The 19,351-nt window shown below is 61.9% G+C and carries 10 protein-coding genes; 3 read left to right on the forward strand and 7 right to left on the reverse strand.

Annotated elements, in window-relative coordinates:
• Positions 1-3 precede the first annotated feature (3 nt).
• Together MON38_RS18315 and MON38_RS18320 are read right to left on the reverse strand one after the other, a co-directional pair.
• Positions 4-741: a LytR/AlgR family response regulator transcription factor gene (locus MON38_RS18315; RefSeq protein ID WP_241937611.1), complete on the reverse strand. Its 738-nt coding sequence runs from the start codon at positions 739-741 to the stop codon at positions 4-6.
• Positions 742-823: 82 nt separating this feature from the next.
• Positions 824-1,843, reverse strand: coding sequence for a sensor histidine kinase (locus MON38_RS18320; RefSeq protein WP_241937612.1), 1,020 nt, complete (start codon positions 1,841-1,843; stop codon positions 824-826).
• A gap of 303 nt (positions 1,844-2,146) precedes the next feature.
• Here MON38_RS18320 and MON38_RS18325 point away from each other — a divergent pair, with 303 nt between their 5' ends.
• The gene (locus tag MON38_RS18325; protein ID WP_241937613.1) at positions 2,147-3,037 is read left to right on the forward strand and encodes an ABC transporter ATP-binding protein; all 891 of its coding nucleotides are present in this window, start codon (positions 2,147-2,149) and stop codon (positions 3,035-3,037) included.
• 131 nt (positions 3,038-3,168) lie between these two features.
• Positions 3,169-6,825 carry a M1 family aminopeptidase gene (locus MON38_RS18330; protein ID WP_241937614.1) on the forward strand — a complete coding sequence of 1,219 codons (3,657 nt, stop codon included), beginning with the start codon at positions 3,169-3,171 and terminating at the stop codon, positions 6,823-6,825.
• A 98-nt stretch (positions 6,826-6,923) separates the two neighbouring features.
• Here MON38_RS18330 and MON38_RS18335 read toward each other — a convergent pair whose 3' ends face one another.
• The 4 genes from MON38_RS18335 to MON38_RS18350 form a co-directional block, all read right to left on the reverse strand.
• Positions 6,924-7,391, reverse strand: a complete 468-nt coding sequence (locus MON38_RS18335) for a carboxypeptidase-like regulatory domain-containing protein (protein ID WP_241937615.1) — start codon at positions 7,389-7,391, stop codon at positions 6,924-6,926.
• Between the two features lie 317 nt (positions 7,392-7,708).
• On the reverse strand, positions 7,709-8,110 hold the full coding sequence (locus tag MON38_RS18340; protein WP_241937616.1) for a peptidase associated/transthyretin-like domain-containing protein: 402 nt from the start codon (positions 8,108-8,110) through the stop codon (positions 7,709-7,711).
• Between the two features lie 443 nt (positions 8,111-8,553).
• Positions 8,554-8,934, reverse strand: coding sequence for a hypothetical protein (locus MON38_RS18345; protein WP_241937617.1), 381 nt, complete (start codon positions 8,932-8,934; stop codon positions 8,554-8,556).
• A 105-nt stretch (positions 8,935-9,039) separates the two neighbouring features.
• Positions 9,040-9,642, reverse strand: a complete 603-nt coding sequence (locus tag MON38_RS18350) for an RNA polymerase sigma factor (protein WP_241937618.1) — start codon at positions 9,640-9,642, stop codon at positions 9,040-9,042.
• 199 nt (positions 9,643-9,841) lie between these two features.
• On the opposite strand from MON38_RS18350, the gene MON38_RS18355 reads away from it, so the two are divergent.
• Entirely contained in the window at positions 9,842-12,712 is a 2,871-nt protein-coding gene (locus tag MON38_RS18355; RefSeq protein WP_241937619.1) for an IPT/TIG domain-containing protein, read from the forward strand.
• Between the two features lie 1,167 nt (positions 12,713-13,879).
• On the opposite strand, the gene MON38_RS23015 is transcribed toward MON38_RS18355, so the two are convergent.
• Entirely contained in the window at positions 13,880-17,824 is a 3,945-nt protein-coding gene (locus MON38_RS23015; protein ID WP_422388756.1) for a beta strand repeat-containing protein, read from the reverse strand.
• Between the last annotated feature and the right edge of the window lie 1,527 nt (positions 17,825-19,351).

Below are 19,351 nucleotides of genomic sequence, written 5' to 3' on the forward strand. Positions count from 1 at the left end.
CGCTCACCGCAAATGCCGCAGCACCTCCTGCCGGTAGGTGCTGCCTACGGGCAACTCGCGCGCGCCCACCAGCAGCACGTTGCCGCTCAGGCGCTCCACGCTGGCCAGGTTCACCAAATAGCTTTTGTGGATACGGACGAACTGACCGGCCGGCAGCTGGCTTTCCATCTGCTTCATGGTTTCGGCCGTGAGCAGCACGCGGCCCGAAGCCAGATGGCACTTCACGAAATTGCCGTAGCCCTCCACAAACAGCAGCTCGGCAAAGCGCACCCGCTCGGTGCCGGCATCGGTTTTCAGAAAGATGGAATCGGAAGCGGGCACTGCGGCAGCCGGCTCAGGTGCGGGCGACTGCGGAAGCGCAACGGCCGGCTCGGCCAGGGCCTGCAGGCGATTGATGGTTTTGATGAACCGCTCGAAGCGAATGGGTTTCAGTAAGTAGTCGACCACGCCGAGGTCGAAGGCATCGAGGGCGTGGGCGGCGTGGGCCGTGCACAGCACCACGGCCGGCGGCTGGGGCAGCGCCCGCAGCAACTCCAGGCCAGTAAGCACGGGCATGTCCACGTCCAGAAACAGCACATCGACGGGCGTAGCGCGCAGAAACGTGAGCGCCTCCACGGCCCCGTAGCAGCTGCCGGCCCAGGTAGCCAGACCCGGAATCCGGTCGAGGTAGGCACGCATCACCGTGTGGGCCAGTGGCTCGTCATCAACCAAGAGGCAGCGCAGTGGGGCAGGAGTGGTCATAGGAGAGGGTGTAGCGCGGACTTTGTAGTCCGCGTCCCTAAATAGTTTGAATAACGCGAAAACGCGGACTACAAAGTCCGCGCTACAGCACCAGCTGCAAATTGGCGGCGTAAAACGTATCGCTGGCTTCCACGGCCAGGCGGTGGCGGTTGCCGGGGTAGAACTGCGCCAGCCGGGCCCGCAAGGTAGGCAGCCCCAGCCCCGAAGGCGCCGGCCGGAACTGCGCCGGAATGCTGTTGCCGGTGCGCAGTGTCAGGCCCGTGTTGGTTTGGGTGAGGTGGATGCGGATGACGTTGTCGCCGCTGGGGTCTATGGCGTGCTTGAAGCAGTTTTCTACCAGCGGCAGCAGCAGCAGCGGGGCCAGCGGGCGGTCGGGGTGGGGCAGGTCAGCGGTGAATTCGACGGTGGTGTTTTCGCGCAGGCGCAGCTTTTCGAGGCCGATGTAGTTGGCCAGGTACTCGGCTTCGGTGCCCACCGTCACGGTGGCCTGGCGCGAGCTGTCGAGCTGGTAGCGCATCAGCCCGGCCAACTGCAGCAGGGCCTCGGGCATTTGGTCGGGCGCGGCCAGGCTCAGGCCGTAGAGGTTGTTGAGGGTGTTGAACAGGAAGTGCTGGTTCACCTGGGCTTTCAGCAGGCTGAGCTCGGTTTCGAGCTGCAGGGCGCGCAGCTGCTGCATCTGGAAGTGGCTGGTGATGCCGCGTCGCACGTAGCGCGCCACTGTGGCCAGCACCAGCGCCAGCGTGACGTTGCCCACCGCCTGCCCATACAGGTAGGGCGTGGTAATGCGCTGGCCGGTTTGGTTGATGATGGCGATGTGCGCCACGTGGTTCAGCGCATCGAGCAGCGCCCCGCCCGCCAGCACCAGCCCCAGCGCGCTCACGGCGTACGCCCCGTAGTGGCCACGCTCAAAAAAGCGCGTCAGCAGCGCGTAGTGGGCATAAATGGCCGCCGCCAGCACCGCCAGCAGCACGGCGTTGTAGCGCACCTTCTCCCAGGAATTGGCCGGGTCGAGCGAGGCCATGAGGGCAATGAAACCGATAATCAGCAGCCACACGAGGCCGTGCCGGGCGGCGCGGTGCCGAAAAAACTGGGAGAAATTCATGGGGCAAAACTACCGGCGGCCCCGGCCCTTCCTCAACTAATAATGACGAACGCAGTTGGTCCGCGTCCGGGCGCAGTTCGTCACGAAGCACGGCGAAGCTGTCATTTTCGGGCGGCGTGGTGCAGGCAATTAGCTGACCTTTGAATCAGTTAACCCGCTCACCCTTTTCCATTTCCGGCGGCTGCCGCCCGGGCCTAAGCAACGCTCCCGTTGTTTCTTGCATCCGAAGCCCGGGCGGCTGGATATGTTGCTGCCGTCCTGCCGATAATTTCCTTCGATTTCACTCACCTTTTTTCTGTCAAAATGGCCCTCACCATTGCCAACCTATCAAAAACATACGCCAACGGGGTGCAAGCCCTCAAAAACGTCAGCCTCGACATCCCGACCGGCATGTTCGGCCTGCTTGGGCCCAACGGCGCCGGCAAATCGAGCCTGATGCGCACCATTGCCACCCTGCAGGATGCCGACACCGGTACCATCATGCTCGATGACCTCGACGTGCTGCGCGATAAAGACGCCGTGCGCCGCGTGCTGGGCTACCTGCCCCAGGAGTTTGGCGTGTACCCCCGTGTATCGGCCGAGGAATTGCTCGACCACCTGGCCGTGCTTAAGGGCATTGGCAACAGCAAGGAGCGCAAGGAAATCGTGGAGGCCCTGCTCCAGCAAACCAACCTCTGGAACGCCCGCAAGAAGAACCTGGGCGGCTACTCCGGCGGCATGAAGCAGCGCTTCGGCATTGCCCAGGCCCTGCTTGGCAACCCGAAACTTATAATAGTCGACGAGCCCACCGCCGGCCTCGACCCTGCCGAGCGCAACCGCTTTCACAACCTGCTGAGTGAGATTGGCGAGCACATCATCATCATCCTCAGCACGCACATCGTGAGCGACGTGACCGATTTGTGCCGCAACATGGCCATCATCAGCCAGGGCCAGGTGCGCCTCACCGGCGACCCGCTCACGGTGGTGGAGCAGCTGCGCGGCCAGGTGTGGCGCAAGCTGGTGAGCAAGGACGAAGTAGACGCCACCCAGGCCGAGCACCACGTTATCAGCTCGCGCCTGTTCGCGGGCAAAACCATCGTGCACGTGCTGAGCGACACGCGGCCCGATGGCAGTTTTGAGGAAGTGAACCCGGATTTGGAGGATGTCTACTTCGCGCAGATTACGGAGCCGTCAGGTAAAGCAGTGCCGGCTTAGAACGAGGTAGAGACGCGACACTTCGCGTCTCGGCGTTCGCGCCGCCAGCAAACCGTTCTGCCATCATCGTCCAATGCTGAGACGCGAAGTGTCGCGTCTCTACCTCGACCAACCTTCCACCTTCTGCACTCATGTTCCTCCCCATTTTTCTTTTCGAGCTGAAATACCGCCTGCGCCGCCCGGCCACGTGGATTTATTTCATCATTCTCACCCTCATGGGCGCACTGGTGACGGCCGCCGCCGGCGGCATCTTCGGCTCCGGCACCAAAGTCAGCCTCAGCGCCGACGGCGCGCACGTACACATCAACTCGCCGCATTCCATCAGCGGGGCCATTGTAGTGCTGAGCCTGTTCGGCGTCATCATCACCTCGGCCATCATGGGCAACCCGGTGTATCGGGATTTCGAGCACCGCACGTTCTCGCTGTTCTACACCAAGCCCATCAGCAAATTTGGCTACCTGGGCGGGCGTTTCCTGGGCTCGCTCGTGATTTGCGCGCTGGTATTCAGCGGCATTGCCCTGGGGCTGTTGCTAGGCCAGTTCCTGCCGGGCGTCGATGCCACCAAGTTCGGCCCTTTCCACGCGAGCTACTACCTGTGGCCCTACCTGCTGTTTGTGCTGCCGAACCTGTTTTTCACGGGAGCCATTTTCTTCACCATGGCCACGCTCACGCGCAACATCCTGAGCACCTACATCGGCTCGGTGGTGGTGCTGGTGGCGTATTTGATTTCGCAGTCGTTTTTGAGCGACCTCGACAACACCACCCTGGCCGCCATGCTCGATACCTTCGGCTCGGGCGCCATCTACTACACCACCCGCTACTGGACCGCCGCCGAGAAAAACACCCTGCTCACGCCCCTCAGCCAGTACGTAGTGCTGAACCGGGCCTTCTGGCTGGGTGTGGGCGCGCTGCTGCTGGCGCTGTGCTACGTCCGCTTCCACTTCTCGGCCTTCGCTTCGGATAAAGCCCCGTCGAAGAAAAGCCGCGCCGCTGCTGCCCTGGCCGATGCCGTGGCCGCGCCGATGGGCGGGCGTTTGGTGCTGCCGCGCGTCACGCAGCTGTTCAGCTCCGGCATGAGCCTGCGCCAGTACTGGAGCCTGACGAAGCTGGAGTTTCGGGGTATTGTGCGCAGCGTATATTTCGCGGCCATTGTGGGCGCGGGCGTCATTTTCACGCTCACCGTGGGCTGGCAGGTGGGCAAGATGTACGACACCAGCACCTACCCCGTCACCAACGAAATGGTGGGCGTGCTCAGCGGCAACTTCGCACTGTTCGTGCTCATCATCATCACCTACTACGCCGGCGAGCTGGTGTGGCGCGAGCGCGACGCCGGTATCGGCCAGATTACCGATGCCCTGCCCGTGCCCAACTGGGTACCTTTCCTGAGTAAGCTTTCGGCCCTCGGGCTGGTGCAGGTGGTGCTGCTGGCGGTGGTGCTCGTGTGTGGCGTGCTGCTCCAGACGCTGAAAGGCTATTTCCACTACGAGCTGGGGCTGTACGTCGAAACTTTGTTCGGCATCAAGCTGATTGACTACCTGCTGCTGTGCGTGCTGGCCATGCTCATTCAGGTGATGGTAAACAACAAGTACCTCGGCCACTTCGTGATGCTGGTGTACTACCTCGTCACGCTGTTCCAGAGCCAGCTCGGGCTCAACCACCAGCTGCTCAACTACACCGGCGACCCCGGCACGCCCTACTCCGACATGAACGGCTACGGGCATTTCCTCACCGGCTTCACCTGGTTTAAGCTGTACTGGGCCGGCGCGGCCATTCTGCTGGCGCTGGTGGCCAACCTGTTTTGGGTGCGTGGCACCGACGGGGCCTTCGCCCGCCGCCGGGCCGAAGCCGGCCGCCGCTGGGGCCGCCCCGCCTGGGTTGCCCTCGGCCTGGGCGCGCTCGTGATGCTAAGCACCGGCAGCTTCATCTTCTACAACACCAACATCGAAAACCACTACACCACGCCCAAAGCCCAGGAGAAAGCCCAGTTGCGCTACGAGCAGCAGTACCGCCGCTTCAAAGACGTGCCGCAGCCCCGTCTGGTGGCCGTGAACCTGCAAACCGACCTGTACCCCGCCACCCGGCAGGTGCACATCGACGGCCGCTTCTGGCTGAAAAACCGCCACGCCCGGCCCCTCGATACCGTGATTCTGCTGGTGCCGGGCGCGGCCCGCGTGCGCCAGCTGGTGCTGGGTAGCCCCGCCGCCACGCTGGTGCTCAACGACACCACGCTCGGCGAAGGCCAGTTCCGCCTGTATCGCCTGGCCCGGCCGCTGGCTTCCGGCGACTCGCTCGAAATGCGCGCCGTGCTCGACTACGGCGAAACCGGCTTCCCCAACTCCGGCTCCAACACCAACATCGTGCAGAACGGCATCTTTATGAACAGCGCGGCCTACCTGCCCACCATTGGTTACAGCGAGCAGGGCGAGCTGAGCGACGACGACGTGCGCAAGCGCAACGGCCTGAAGCCCAAGGACCGCATGGCCCCGGCCACCGACCTGGCCGCCCGCCAGAACATGGGCCTGAGCCAGGATGCCGACTGGATTCGCTTCGAAACCACCCTCAGCACCAGCGCCGACCAGCTGGCCGTGGCTCCCGGCCGTCTCATTAAGGACTGGACCAAGGGCAACCGCCACTACTTCCAGTATAAGATGGAGCAGCCCATGCTCAACTTCTATACCTTCCTCTCAGCGCGCTATAAGGTGTACAAGGATGCGTGGCAGGACTCGGCCGGCCACCGCACGGTGCCCATCGAAATCTACTACCAGCCCGGCCACGAGTATAACCTGAAAACCATGGTCCAGGCCGTGAAGGAGTCGTTCGCCTACTACACCAAGAACTTCGGTCCCTACCAGCACACGCAGGTGCGTATTCTAGAATTTCCGAAATACGCCAGCTTCGCCCAGAGTTTCGCGGGTACCATTCCGTTCTCCGAAAGCATCGGCTTCATCGCCAAAGTCGACCCCACCGACCCCGAGGACATCGACTACCCGTTCTACGTGACGGCCCACGAGGTGGCGCACCAGTGGTGGGGCCACCAGGTAGCCGGCGGCAACGTGCAGGGCGAAACCATGCTCGTCGAAACCATGGCCCAATACTCGGCCCTGATGGTGATGAAGCACCACTACGGTGCCTACACGATGGGCAAGTTCCTCGACTACGAGCTGAACAGCTACCTGCGCGGCCGCGCCTTCGAGCGCAAGAAGGAAGTGCCGCTGGCCAAGGTCGAAAACCAGGGCTACATCCACTACCGCAAGGGCTCGGTGGTGATGTACGCCTTGCAGGACTACCTCGGCGAAGCCAAAGTGAACGAGGCGCTGCACAGCTTCCTGGCTCAGCACCGCTTCGAAACCGCGCCCTACACCACGGCCCCCGCGCTGGTGGCCGAATTCCGCAAAGTCGCCCCCGACTCGCTCCAGAACATGGTCACGGACCTCTTCGACCGCATCACGCTCTACGAAAACCGCATTACCGATGCAGCCGTGAAAAAGCTGCCCAACGGCCGGTTCCAGGTCAACTTCACCGTGAACAGCAAGAAGCTGCTGGCCGACAGCCTCGGCACCGAGCGCCCCGTGGCCCTGAACGACTACCTGCCGCTAGCCGTGTTTGCCACCCCCGGCAAGGATAAAAAGCCCGTGCCGCCGCTGCTGCTCACCAAGCGCCGCCTGCACGCCGGCGACAACAAGTTCGAGTTCATCACCGCCCGCGAGCCCGCCAAAGTCGCCGTCGACCCCTACCACGAGTTCATCGACCGGGTGCAGAAGGATAACAGCCAGGACGTGAAGCTATAAGGTAGCCTCCGGTTTAAATCAAAAAATCCCCAGCCCGGATGGCTGGGGATTTTTGCGTTCGGGCCGCTACGGCAGCGGTGCTTTCGGTGGCGTAGTGGCTAGCGCATGTTGCGGCGCACTTCGCGCAAGTCGTGCCGGGCTTCTTTGCGGGCCGTTTTCAGGTAAAACTTAAGCTGCTGGCGGCGTGCCAGCGGCACATTCTGCTCATCGGCCAGCGTGGCGGTTGCTTCGGCGTCGTCGGTGTTCAGGGTGAGGCGCTCATCGGCGTAGCCGGCAAACGACACCACGGCTTGCAGCGTGCGGGTGCTGGCCGGCACCACAAACTGAAACTCGCCTTCGGAATTAGTTACCGCCATCTGCTTGGTGCTCACCAGCGTCACAACAGCGCCGGGCAGCGGCCCGTCGGGGTTGGCGATGTGGCCCACAATCACCACCGTTGGCTCGGTGGGTGCGGTGTAGGTTGCGGCCGAATGTGCAGCGTTGCTCGCCAGCAGGGCTTGGGCATTGGCGGCCGGCGAAACAGCGGCCAGGCAGGCCGTAGCCAGGAAAAGCAGGGCAGTACGCATAGGAATAACAGCTAAAAAGGTGGCATATGAAGCGCTGCAAAGGTCATTTCGCAGCATGCAGTGAGGCAGGTGATTTAGCCCAACCCGGTGGTTTTCGCGTTCAATGCGGGCAGTTAGTAAACCAGTTGCGGACCCGAAAGCTGGCTGGCGCAATGGGCGAAAAACCCCTGGTCTTAGTCAGCCAGGGGTTTTTTCAAGAGAGTGTGGTTTGCAGAAAAGAAAGGTGGATGTGAGCGTGGGTTTTGCAGAAAAAGGTGGGTGTAGGAAGTGCAGAAAAAAGGCGAGAATGAGCGTGGGAGCAATTGGTCAGCAAGTGGTTATTTGATAGTGTGGGGGCGCAGCAGGTACACCGAGCCTAGGGCCTGTGCGGGGGCTACGCGCAATACCTCGTCTTGCAGGCCGGCGTAGCCGCAGGTCAGTTCAATTACCTGGGCATTGGCGGGCACGCGCAGCTCAAATTCACCTTCGGCATTGGTAACTACCACCGTGCGAGAGCCGTGCAGCCAAACCGTGGCCCCGGGCAGTACGCCTTGCCGGCTCTGCACCACGCCGTGCACGGTTTTATAGGGGGTGGTTTTGGGGTTTTCCTCGGGGTCGTGGCCGGCAGCGGCCGGTACGGGCCGGGCCACACTGTTGAATGCGTACTGAGCCCGGCCAGGCAGCCCGGCAAAAAGCAGCACAATGGCGGCAGCAACAGCGGAGGGGCGGGAGGGTAGCATATTGATTTGCACTAATTGAATTATTTTTTGAACGATGCAAACATACGCGTGCTTTACATTCCTTGCAAATTTTTTTCGAAAAAAATTCACGTTTAATCTGGGATTAAAACAATAAAATGGCACAAAATTGAGACGACCAAACGAAAAAGCCCCCGCAGTTGAACTGCAGGGGCTTGCCAATGGGATAAAATTATATCGTAATGAGAATAAAAAAAATAAACTTAGTGCAAAATGAAATTGTCTAATGGTTACTCACATGGCTACTTCAGTAGTGCTGATTGAGAAGTTCTGTGGTAGCGTTCTGGCAGTTGTGCAGTCTGCTGCTACTTGTTTTTTTCACTCATTTGGTAGGTGCCTGGAGTAGCGAAGCGCATAGGGCCTATGGAGCATAAAAAAAGCGCCGCCCCTATTGAGACCGCGCCTTTTCCGTGCTTCGGCACATGCTAGGCCGGTTGCTGTGTGGCCGGCGTGGCCGACGGTTCGGGCTGGCGGCCCCAGCCAGCCCCGCAGCGGCTGCGCATCTGCTGCCGAAACTTTTCGCGCGCTTCGGGGCTGAGGTGTTCGAGGCGGCCGGCCATGCGCTGCTGCCACTCGCGGCGCTTGCGGGCCCAGCCGCCGGGCCGGCCACCCCGAAAACCGCCGAAGAGAATGCGGCTGAGCAGCAGCAGGCCAAACGTTTGGCCCAGCGTGATGGTGGGCAGGCGAAACAGGGCCGGCATCAGCCAATTCCAGAGGGCTTGGGTGGCAAAACCTGCAACGGTGATGAACAGCGCCGCGAAAAAGAAGAAGCGAAGGCCGCGCAGCAGCCAGAATTTACGGTCCATGATAGGTGAGATAGTGAAATGGCGAAACGGCGAGCAGTGCGGTGGCGAGGATTGCAATGAGGGCAGAATGCTTGCTCACCATCTCGCTACTCACTACTTCACCAGTTAGTCGGTGAACAATTCAGTGTAAAGCGCTTGCAGGCGCTTGCGCAGGTGCAGCACGGCGTAATGCTTGCGCGAAATGAGGGTTTTGAGCGGCACGCCGGTTTCCTCCTCCATCTCGCGGAAAGTTTTGTCTTCCAACTCGTGCCACACAAACACCTGGCGTTGGGCGGCGGGCAGTTCGGCCAGGGCATCGGCCAGGGCTTCCATAAGGGTTTCGCGCAGCAGGCGGTTTTCGGGCGAGTCGTCGGGGGCGGGCAGCAGGTCGGCCAGCAGCAGGCCTTCGCCGTCGTCGCTGGCCTCGGCCGCCCCGAAAGCCGCTTCGAGGCTCACGGGGCGCTTGCGGCGGTACAGGTCGGTGATGCGGTTACGGGCCACCCGGAACAGCCAGGCCGCGGCCTGTTCCACGGGCTTGAGCAGCCGGTAGCTCTCCACGAGTTCGGCGAAAACGTCCTGGAGGAGGTCTTCGGCCTCGGCTTCGTCGGGAATGCGGCGCCGGATGAACTGCAGCAGCCGGGGCCGCTGCTGGCGCACGGCTTCGGCAATCTGCTGGTCTTGCTGCGAAGCCGTCATCGGCGCGAGGGAGGAGGGGAGCGAAAGAGTCATGGCATTCATTCTGCCTAAACAGACGCGGGCGCTTCGAAATTACTTTACCAACCGGGAAGAAAATGTAATAGCCAGCCATTGCTCCAGTCCGCCGTATTAATCGAGCCAGGGGTGCCTCGCGTAAAGCCCGGGAACGTACCTTTGGCGTGGGCTTGACCCATGTTTAGGTTTTTCCTCTCACCAATTTCCACAACCACCAATGAAGTGTTTTTATCGATTGGGATTATTACTGGGCCTGATGGTCCAGGTGCTGCTGCGGCCCGCGGCGGCAGTCGCGGCTCCCTTCACCCCTGGCAATATCGTTATTGCCCGGGTGGGCGATGGCGCCGCGCCGCTGAGCTCGGCCTCAACGGCGGTTTTTCTGGATGAGTACACGCCGGCGGGCATGCTGGTGCAGACGGTTGCTATGCCTACGGCCGTGAGCGGCAACAACCGGGCATTCACGGTCAATGGAACCTCGACGGCCGAGTTGGCCTTGGCCCGCACTGCCGATGGGCAGGCTCTGGTGCTGACGGGCTACGGAGCCGTACCCGGCATCAGCGGCATCAGCACTTCGGCCACTACCGATTATGCGCGGGTGATTGGACTGGTTGGCGCCAATGGAGCAGTGAATACGGCTACCAGCCTGGGTGGCGCCTTCAGCGGCGGTTCGCCCCGGTCGGTCGCTTCGGTTGACGGCACCGCTTTTTACGCTACCGGCACCGGGACGCCAGCAGGGGTGCACTATGTTGCGCTGAACGGCTTCGCTCCCACCCAGCTCACGACGGCCACCTTCACAAGCCGTGTTCTGAACATTGCCGGGGGCAACCTCTATCTGTCGACGGCAACCAGCACCTACAACCGCATCAGCCAAATCGGCAGCGGACTGCCCTCCACGGCCGGCCAGTCGGTAACGGGCCTGACCGGCTTCAACTCCACTGCGTCCGTTAACGGCATTACCCCAAACAACAGCCCCTACGGCTACTACTTCGCCGACCTGAGCACTACGGTAGTTGGCGTAGACGTGGCCTACGTGGCTGACGACGCCGGCGCTACCGGCGGCATTCAGAAGTGGAGCCTAGTGGGCGGCTCCTGGACGTTCAACGGCATCATTGCCAGCTCGGCTACGGTGCAGGTGCGCGGCCTCGACGGCACTACCAACGGTACCACGGTAGGGCTGGTGGCCACTAGCCCCACCGGCCTGTTTGTGCTCAGCGATGCGTCGGGCTACAATGCGGCGCCCACGCTGTCTGCCATGCCAAATGCCGTGGCCAGCAACACTGCCAACACGGCCTTCCGGGGCGTGGCCTTCGCGCCGGTTGCGGCCGTCGCAGCCCCCACGATTACGAACTTCACGCCCACCAGCGGCACGGCTGGCACCACGGTAACCGTTACGGGTACCGACTTCACGGGAGCCACGGCTCTGACGCTGAACGGCGTGGCCATCACGGGCTTCACGGTGGTAAACAGCACTACCATCACCTTCACTGTGCCCGCGGGCGCTACCAGCGGCCCCATTGCCGTAACTACGCCGGCCAGCACGGCCACCAGCACTGCCAGCTTCACCGTGACGCTGCCCGCGCCCACCATCACGAGCCTGAGCCCGGCCACGGCGGTGGCTGGTGGCGCAGCGTTCACCCTCACAGTGAACGGCACTGGCTTCCTCAGCGGCTCAGTGGTTAGCTTCAACGGCACAGCCCTGACCACGACGTTTGTTTCGGCTACGCAGCTGACGGCCGCCGTGCCGGCTTCGGCTATTGCTACCGCCGGTACCTACAATGTAACGGTGGCCAACCCGTCGGCCAACCAGGGCGGGACTTCGGCAGCTGCTACGTTCACCGTTACCGCGCCCCCCGCGCCCACGATTACCGGCTTCACGCCCGCCCGGGCCCTAGCTGGCACAGGCTTTACGCTGACGATTAACGGCACGAACCTGACGGCCGGCACCACGGTCAACTTTAACGGGGCTTCCTACACCGGTACGGTGGTGGGCTCCTCGGGCACGGCCTACACCGTGACGATTCCGGCCGCTGGTGTACCCGCCGCGGGCACGTACCCCATCACGGTTACCAACGCCGGCGGTACGTCGGCTGCCCTGTCGTTCCTGGTGGTAGCTCCGGCCACGACGGTTGCGTTCGAGGATTTTGAGCAGGGCACCAAAACGGCTTATGCCGCCGCTACCGTGACGCTGCGCAGCGGCGACTGGACTTTCACCGACGCTCTCATCGGCAACCAGTTCAACGATAAAGTGAATCAGATTCAGGGGGCACGCATCCGCGGCGGTTCGATTGCCATGAACTTCGACAAGCCCACTGGTGCCGGTGTGATTACGCTGAACGCAGCCATGTACGGCAACGATGCAGCGACTTCGTTCGTGCTCGAAATCTCGACCAACGGTGGTACGTCGTACTCCGTCGTGCCGGGCGCGCCCACGGCCCTGAGCACTACGCTCACGCCATACAGCTTCACGGTGAACCAGGCCGGCAACGTGCGCTTGCGCATCAGCAACACCAACACGACCGCAGGTACTGGTTCGCGCATCAACGTCGACGACATCACCATTACCAATTACACGGCTCCGGCTGTCCCCACCATCACCAGCTTCACGCCCACGTCGGGCGGCCCTGGGGCTACCGTGACGGTTACGGGCACAAACCTGACGGGAGCAACGGCCGTGCAAATCGGCACCTTCACGGTCACGAATTTCACCGTGGTGAATGCCACAACTATCACCTTTGTGGTGCCCAGCGGCACGGGCAGCGTGTCAGGCTTGATTTCGGTGACGACACCGGGCGGCACGGCTACCGGCGCCACGCCGTTCAACCTGGTGTCGGCCACGCTGGCGGCCAATGCCCTGCCGGGCTTGGCGGTGTATCCTAACCCGGCCACCGACCGCATGATGGTGGAGCTGCCCACCACGGCTCCGGCCACGGTGGCGCTGCGCGACCTGACCGGCCGCCTGGTACTGGCTCCCGTCACCCTGCGGGCCGACCATGTGCTGCGCCTGCCGGCTTCTCTGGCCAGCGGTGTGTACCTACTCGAAGTGCGCCAGGGCAACGATGTCGCCATCCGTCGCATCGAGAAGAATTAACCAGCTAGAGCAAGGCAAACACAAAAAGCCCCGCCCGGATTTCCGGGCGGGGCTTTTTGCTGCACATGAATCCTGACACTGCCGCTCATCGTCCGGCAGGGCTCTACGTAGCTTCGCCGGCTGAAAAACGCTTCTGTTAGCGACGGTACCCTGCCATATAGTAAAAGCCTGCGCGGCGCACGCAGGCATCCGGTCCTGGCCAGAACCAGTATGGTACTGAGCCGTCCCACTTGCAGTTGGGTGACGAGAATGATTTGGCGTACTACGCCCGAAGTGGCAGTAGTATGGTACCAGAAAGAAGCGGAAACGATTATCAGCTGCAAGTGCACTGCGGGTTGTACTGGCCGGTAGGTCGAACATCGTGCCGCTACCGGCCATAAGTCTGCCGGTAATGTGCGCCTTGATGCCCCGAGCCTTGCTGACTGCACGCATGTCGGGTAGCGACGTCCCATCCGGTACGTAGGAAGCCAGACTTGTGCCGCCAAATGAAGGCTTGCAGTGGCTCGGGCCAGCGCGACGGTGCTGGTATTCTAATGCCAGCGCCATCCTAAGGGGCCGTCCGGTGTGCGCTGGGTGCCACTGTGGCCGGGTTAATTGCTTGAATAGCTGCAGTGCGGTGCAAGGCGTCCGGCCAAGTTGGTGACGCTGCTGTGTTCGCGCATGAACAGGCAAAGCTGAAAGCCGCTTCGCTTACCTCCGCATTAACCGAGCCCGGTGCGAGCGAGTATTTGCGCGCCGCTGTTGCGGCGCAGGGGCCGCGGTAGGTGAGCAGCAGCGCGCTGACTTCCATCACTAGGGTGAACAGTGCGCCCAGGCTGCCAGACTTCACTATTAACCACGAGCAGTGCCGTGGTCCAATCCCTGCAGGAGCCGGCTAGCTGCCCCCGAGTTTAGCCATGCGCCACGTGTGCGGGCTACCCCGCAGCGGCGCGGAGTAGGAAGGCTCCGCCCGTCGTTGGCGATAAAGTGCACCTGCACAAGCTTCTAGATAGCCGCTGCCGCCGAAAATGGGCCACGGCCACATCCGTGGCTGATAGCGCCGCGGTTGGCAGAGTAGCCGCTGTCCCGGTCCAATAAGCCCCGTAACTGCCTGCAGCCACGTGGCTGAATAAGAAAGAAAGCCCGGCTGCAGGCGCAGCCGGGCTTTCTTTCTTATTCGGGCGGTGTTTACTCCACCGAAACCTTAGTGGTCAGCTTCACCCCGTGGGCGGTGGTCCAAGTGGCAAAGTACATGCCGCTGGCCAGGGGCTGGGCCGGCTGCACGGTAACTTCGGCAGCACCGGCCGTGATGGTCTGGGTGAACACTACGCGGCCCACGTTGTCAATCACGCGCACCGTGCCATTGGCCGAGGCCAGATTGGCAGTAGCCAAGCGGAAGCCTTTGTCGGTAGCCGGGTTGGGATACGCAACCAGAGTCGGCTCACCGGTTTTGCCTTCGAAGCGCACGGTAGCCACGTTCGAATAAGCCGTGGTGCCGTCGCGGTCTACCTGCCGCAGGCGGTAGTAGCTGATGCCACCTAGGGGCGAGCGGTCGAGCGAGCCGTACTCTACGCGGGCCGTGCTGTTGCCTTTGGCTTCTACGCGGGCGATTTCGCCGAAGCTGCGGCCGTCGGCCGAGCGCTCCACTACGAAGTAGGCGCTGTTCTTTTCCGAAGCCGTGGCCCAAGATGCCTGCACGGCCGAACCTTGACGGGTAGCCGAGAAGCTAACGAGCGTCACGGGCAGCGGAGTCACACCGGTGAGGGGGTTATCGACGGCGTTGGTCGAGGCCAATACGAAGAACGAGTTACCGTTAATCACCGTCTGGTTAGCTGCCGAGATGGTGTAGCCGCGAGGCGCATCAGGCGAGTACACGCCGGCACCACCCGCCGAAGCCCACATGGTGCTCACGCCGAGCGGCCCCGAAGCTTTGGCCACGCGCAGGTTGCCCGGCACGTTCACTTGTTCGTCTACCACATCGGTGTTGAAGCTCAGCTGAATGGTGGGGTTGGTGACGGTACCTATCAACGTCTGGATGCGGTAATAGCGGTTGGCCGAGAAGTTCGTGATGGTGGTATTGTCGGCGGCACCAGGGGCCTTACCATTGATGATTTCCACCAGAACCACGGCCCCGGACGAGCCGCCCACGTTCTTAATCGTAACCGGCCGGTAGCGTTGACCAGCGCCTACCGGGAACACGCGGCTGTTGCCGGCTTCGTTAGGCAGACGCATGGCCAGGCGGCCAATTACGTACGAGGTGAGCGTGTTGCCCACAATCGGCTGAATGGCGCCGTTGTCGAGGTACAGAATGTTGTTGTTCGACGTGCCGGTGAAGATGTAGCTGTTCTTAATGGTCATCAGGTCGCCCACGTGTACATCGGTGTTTGGGCCAAAAGTCAGGTTGCTCGTGCCCAGCTTCTGCAGGTCGTAGAAGTACGTGGTGCCGGTAATAATCCGGTTCACGTCGGTGATGAACTGTACCAGGCTGGTTCCAGGCGTAAAGTTGCCCTGGTTGGTGAAGTTGGCCCGCAGGATTACGTTGGAGTTAGCGGCATCTAAGCTGCCGCCTGCCTGGTTCACGAAGTCGCCGCTCACGCGCATAATGTTGTTGGTAGTGGCCGTGTACGTGCCAACATTGGTGAAGGTGCCGTTCATGTCCACTACCCCGCTGCCCGCCGTGAACTCACCCGAGGCGCCGTTGGTCGTGTTGCCGCGCACCAGCAGGTCGCCCGTCGAGGCGCTGTACGTGCCGGTATTGTTGAAGTCGGTCTCCACCACCGTGCGGCCCGCGCTGGCCTTGTACGTACCGGCGTTGTTGAACACAGTGCCAACCTGTACCAGGCCCGAGCCTTGGTTGATGCGGCCACCGCTGAGCGTCGCCAGCGTGGTGCCAGTGCTTACCGTACCCGACCCCAGATTCAGGGTGCCACCGGCTCCGCTCGTGAGCGACGAGCCCACGGTCAGATTGCCGTCGAACAGGTTGAACGTGCCGTTGATAGTGGCACCGCTCGCGGCCGAAGTCAGGGTCAGATTCTGGTTGCTGGGGTTGTCGACCTGCGTGCCGGCTGTTACGTTAAGCGTGCCGTTGATGGTCAGGTCGAGGTTGCTCAGCAGCTTGGTCGTGCCACCCGACAAGAGCAGGTTGTTGTACGTGTCGCGAGCGGGCAGCTGTGCGGCGCCGGTGTATTCTACCGTGCCGGTGTTGGCTGCCACGAAGTTGGCGTAGTTGCCAGCCGGGAAAATGGCCGACCCGATGCGCAGCGTCCCCGTGCCCGTGATGGTGCTGAAATTGTTTGCAACGTAAGGGCCTAGGTCGAGGATGCCCAGCAGATTGAGACTGGCGGCCTCGTTACTGTTTGTCGCGGCCGTTACCAAGTGGCCGCTCTGGATGGTAACCGGGTTGGCTAGCGTGGGGAATGCCACGGGCATGGGCGTCGAATCGGTACCGTCGGCGTTGTATGTCCAGGTGCTAGCGCTGTTCCAGGGCGCACCGCCGGCCAGGCCGGCCGTAGCGTTACGGCTATAGTAAGTGAACACCTTAGCAAACTCGGTGGCGTCGCCGCCGGTGTAGTCGCCATCGATGCTACCGGCGGTGCCGGTGTAGCCATTCACATTCAGCGTGTGGTTCACAACATCTACGGTGCTGCCTACGATGCCGCCGGTGGGCGTCCAAGCGCCGTTGTAGAAGCGACCAAGCTTATACGTAGACTCAATTCCTATCACATCGGCCGTGTTGTAGGCATATGCCATGCTCACGGTGGGGGCGCCCATCGTGCTGCTCACTTTCCAGTAGAAGTCGAGCTTATTGGGCGTGCCCGTTGCCGGGTCGGTCGTCGACGGATGCGGCAGGTCGATGGGCTGCACCGTGAGGGTGCCAGCCGTCGAGTTGGCCGTCACGTTCATCGTGACGGGCGTATACTTGGCAGCCACGCCCAGCGGGAACACGAAGTTCTGCGCGCCGGTCGGGTAGTTCTTGCGCACGCCCAGGTCGGCCACGATGCCATTGGTGCGGATGTATTTCGCCGAGCCGAAGCCCGTCACGGCTCCAGCGGCCGGGTTGCTCAGCCACAGCAGGTTCGAGCCGATGGTGAAGACACCGTTGGTCAGGTTCAGTACCTTGGTGATTTCCTGGTTGGCCGTGGTGGTAGCGCCGGCAGCGTTGTTGAGCGTGAGGTTGCCGAAGCGGCCCTTGCCGTTACCGCCCACGTTTTGGTTGGTCGTACCGGCCAAAATCAGGCTGCCCGTGCCGGGGCCGCCGCTGGTGTGAGTAGCCAGGTTCAGCACGTCACCCAGCGCCGTCAGGGTTTTGCCGTTGTCGTCGAGCGTGCCCTTGGTCAGGGTCAGGGTGCCGGCCGTCAGCGCGTTGCCGCCCAGCTGGAGTGTGCCATTTGTTTGCGGCGTGTTCAGCGTCAGGCTGCCGAATACGGTCAGGTTGCTGGCCGTACCGGTGAGGAGTTGCGTGGCCGCACCACCCAGGAAGGAGGTCGTTTGTGCCGCCGTGATGGGCTGGAAGCCGCCAACGTTCAGGGCCGGGCTGGCCGAAGTGTTGTTGTTTACTAGGTTCTGGTACAGGTCCAGCGGCAAGCCGTTGGCGTTGAAATAGGAGTTGTCGTTGCCGATGGTCAGTGTGCCTTTCAGAGCCAGGGGCAACACGCCGGTATGCAGGCCGGTGTTGGTATTATTGGCCCCGGATTCAACCCGCAGGTCGTAAAGTGGCACCGACGAGTCAACGCTGATGGTCACGTTGCCCACGCCCGCGGCCACGTTGCCTAGCACCACCGTGCCGCCGGTTACCACCGTCGAATCGGGCGCCAGGTACAGGTCGGCCGCGATGGTGGGCCGGCCGTTGGAGCGGTGCAGGTTCATGGTGCCTCCGCTCATGCGGAAAATGCTCTTTGGGCCCTGCACTTCAAACAGGCCGCGCTCATTGTTCTGGGCTGCCGTAGCGCCCTGGCCGTCGATGTCGATGGTGCCGCCGCTCTGGTCGAAGCGCAGCGAGCCGTCGAGGTTGTTCACCGTGCGGCGAATCTGGCCGTTCACGTAGAGCTTGCCATTGGTCACATTCAGGGTAGGAGCACCGGCGCTAGCATACTCCAGGTCGTTGCCGACGTTGCCAGCGTTGCCCACGTTCATGGTGCCTTGCAGCACTTGCAAAGCACCGGCTAGGCGCAGGTCGGCAGCGGCGTTGTTGTTAGTGGCCACTGTTACGGTGCCGCCGTTGGCATTTACCGTCAGGCCGGCGTTGTCGGTGATGAGGTAGGGCGTAGCCACGCCATCGTGGATAGTCAGCGGGGCGGCCACAGGCTTGGTATAGTTCAGCGTGCCGTTGGTCAGCGTTAGCCAGCCGTTGCTGGGCGTGGTAAGCGTACCCGCGCCGTCGAGCGTCAGCAGCGCGCTACGGCCTATGCCTTTGTCAACCGTCAGCGTCGAGAGGTCGGTCAGAGTGCCGGCGCTGGTCAGGGTGTTGTTCGTGGCACCCACGAAGGTCAGGTTCGCCAGGCCGGTTCCGATGCGGAAGTCCAGCGTGCCGTTGTTCACAATCGAGCCGCTCACCGTGATGGCGTTGGTGGCTGCGGTGCCGCCGCCATTGGCATCGAAAGTAGCGCCGCTGTTCACCTGCACGTTGTTATCCACCGTTAGGTTACGGGCCGTGCCATTGCTGAAGTGCAGGCCGCCGGCTTGCACCAGCACCGAGCCGATGCGCGAGTCGCCGTTGGCCGCGCCGCTCAGGTAGGCGTCGCCGGTGTAGGTAGTGGCCGTGCCTGCTTTCAGTTCCGAGAAAACGCGCAGATTAAGGTTGGGCAGCGTGATGGAACTGTTAGCAATTGCGTTAAGCCACAGGTTATTATATAAATTCAGGTTTAGCGACGACGCCGACGAAGTTGGCAAAGTCAGGGCTTGGTTGATTCCCGCAAACCCGCTAGCTCCTGTATAGTATTCGACCGTACCACCATTGTCTTGCAAAAAGGAGCCGAAGTCTCCCCCTGGAAAAACGGCGGTGGTAGTATAAATTGTGTTAGAACCATTACCCGATTTAGCAGTAGTCGCCCCAATGCGTAGCAGTCCCGAGCCGCCAACCTTCGCATCAGGCAGGGCGCCAAAATTCAGGCCCGTGAAGGCTTGCACGTCTAGCGTCGAGCCTTTGTCAATCACCAGCGCGCCTGACTTTGCATTGGCTACCGTAACCGTTACCCGGTGATTGGCACCGCTCGCACCAGCCGGAGTCGAGCCGATGAACACCGGGTTGCCGGCACCGGGAGCGCTGGTCGCTGCGGCAGGGGAGCCCGTGCCCACCACGGTATTCCACGTGCTGGGCGATTCCCAGTTGCCAGTTGCTACACTGTAGTATGCTGTCACCGGGCCAAATGAGGCTGGAACACCGGCCGTGAATTCGCCGTCGAACTCACTCAGTTTATCGAACAGGATTGTGGAAACGGTACCGCCAGCGCTGATATCGGTGGCCGGATAAGTGTTCCAGGAAATGGGCACGTAGCGGCCCGGCACATAGCCGGCCAAAGTAGTGGGGTTGGCCAACGAGTTGGTGGCTTGGAATTGCTCAGAGATAGTGTTGGGAGGGATGGGTCCAAAGCCTGTGCTCCGCACTTTCCAATAATAGCTGAGGTAATTGGTGCCAGATACGAAGGGGCTGGCTTTCGCTAC

It is taken from the genome of Hymenobacter cyanobacteriorum (genome assembly GCF_022631375.1).
GTDB classification, from domain to species: Bacteria; Bacteroidota; Bacteroidia; order Cytophagales; family Hymenobacteraceae; genus Hymenobacter; species Hymenobacter cyanobacteriorum.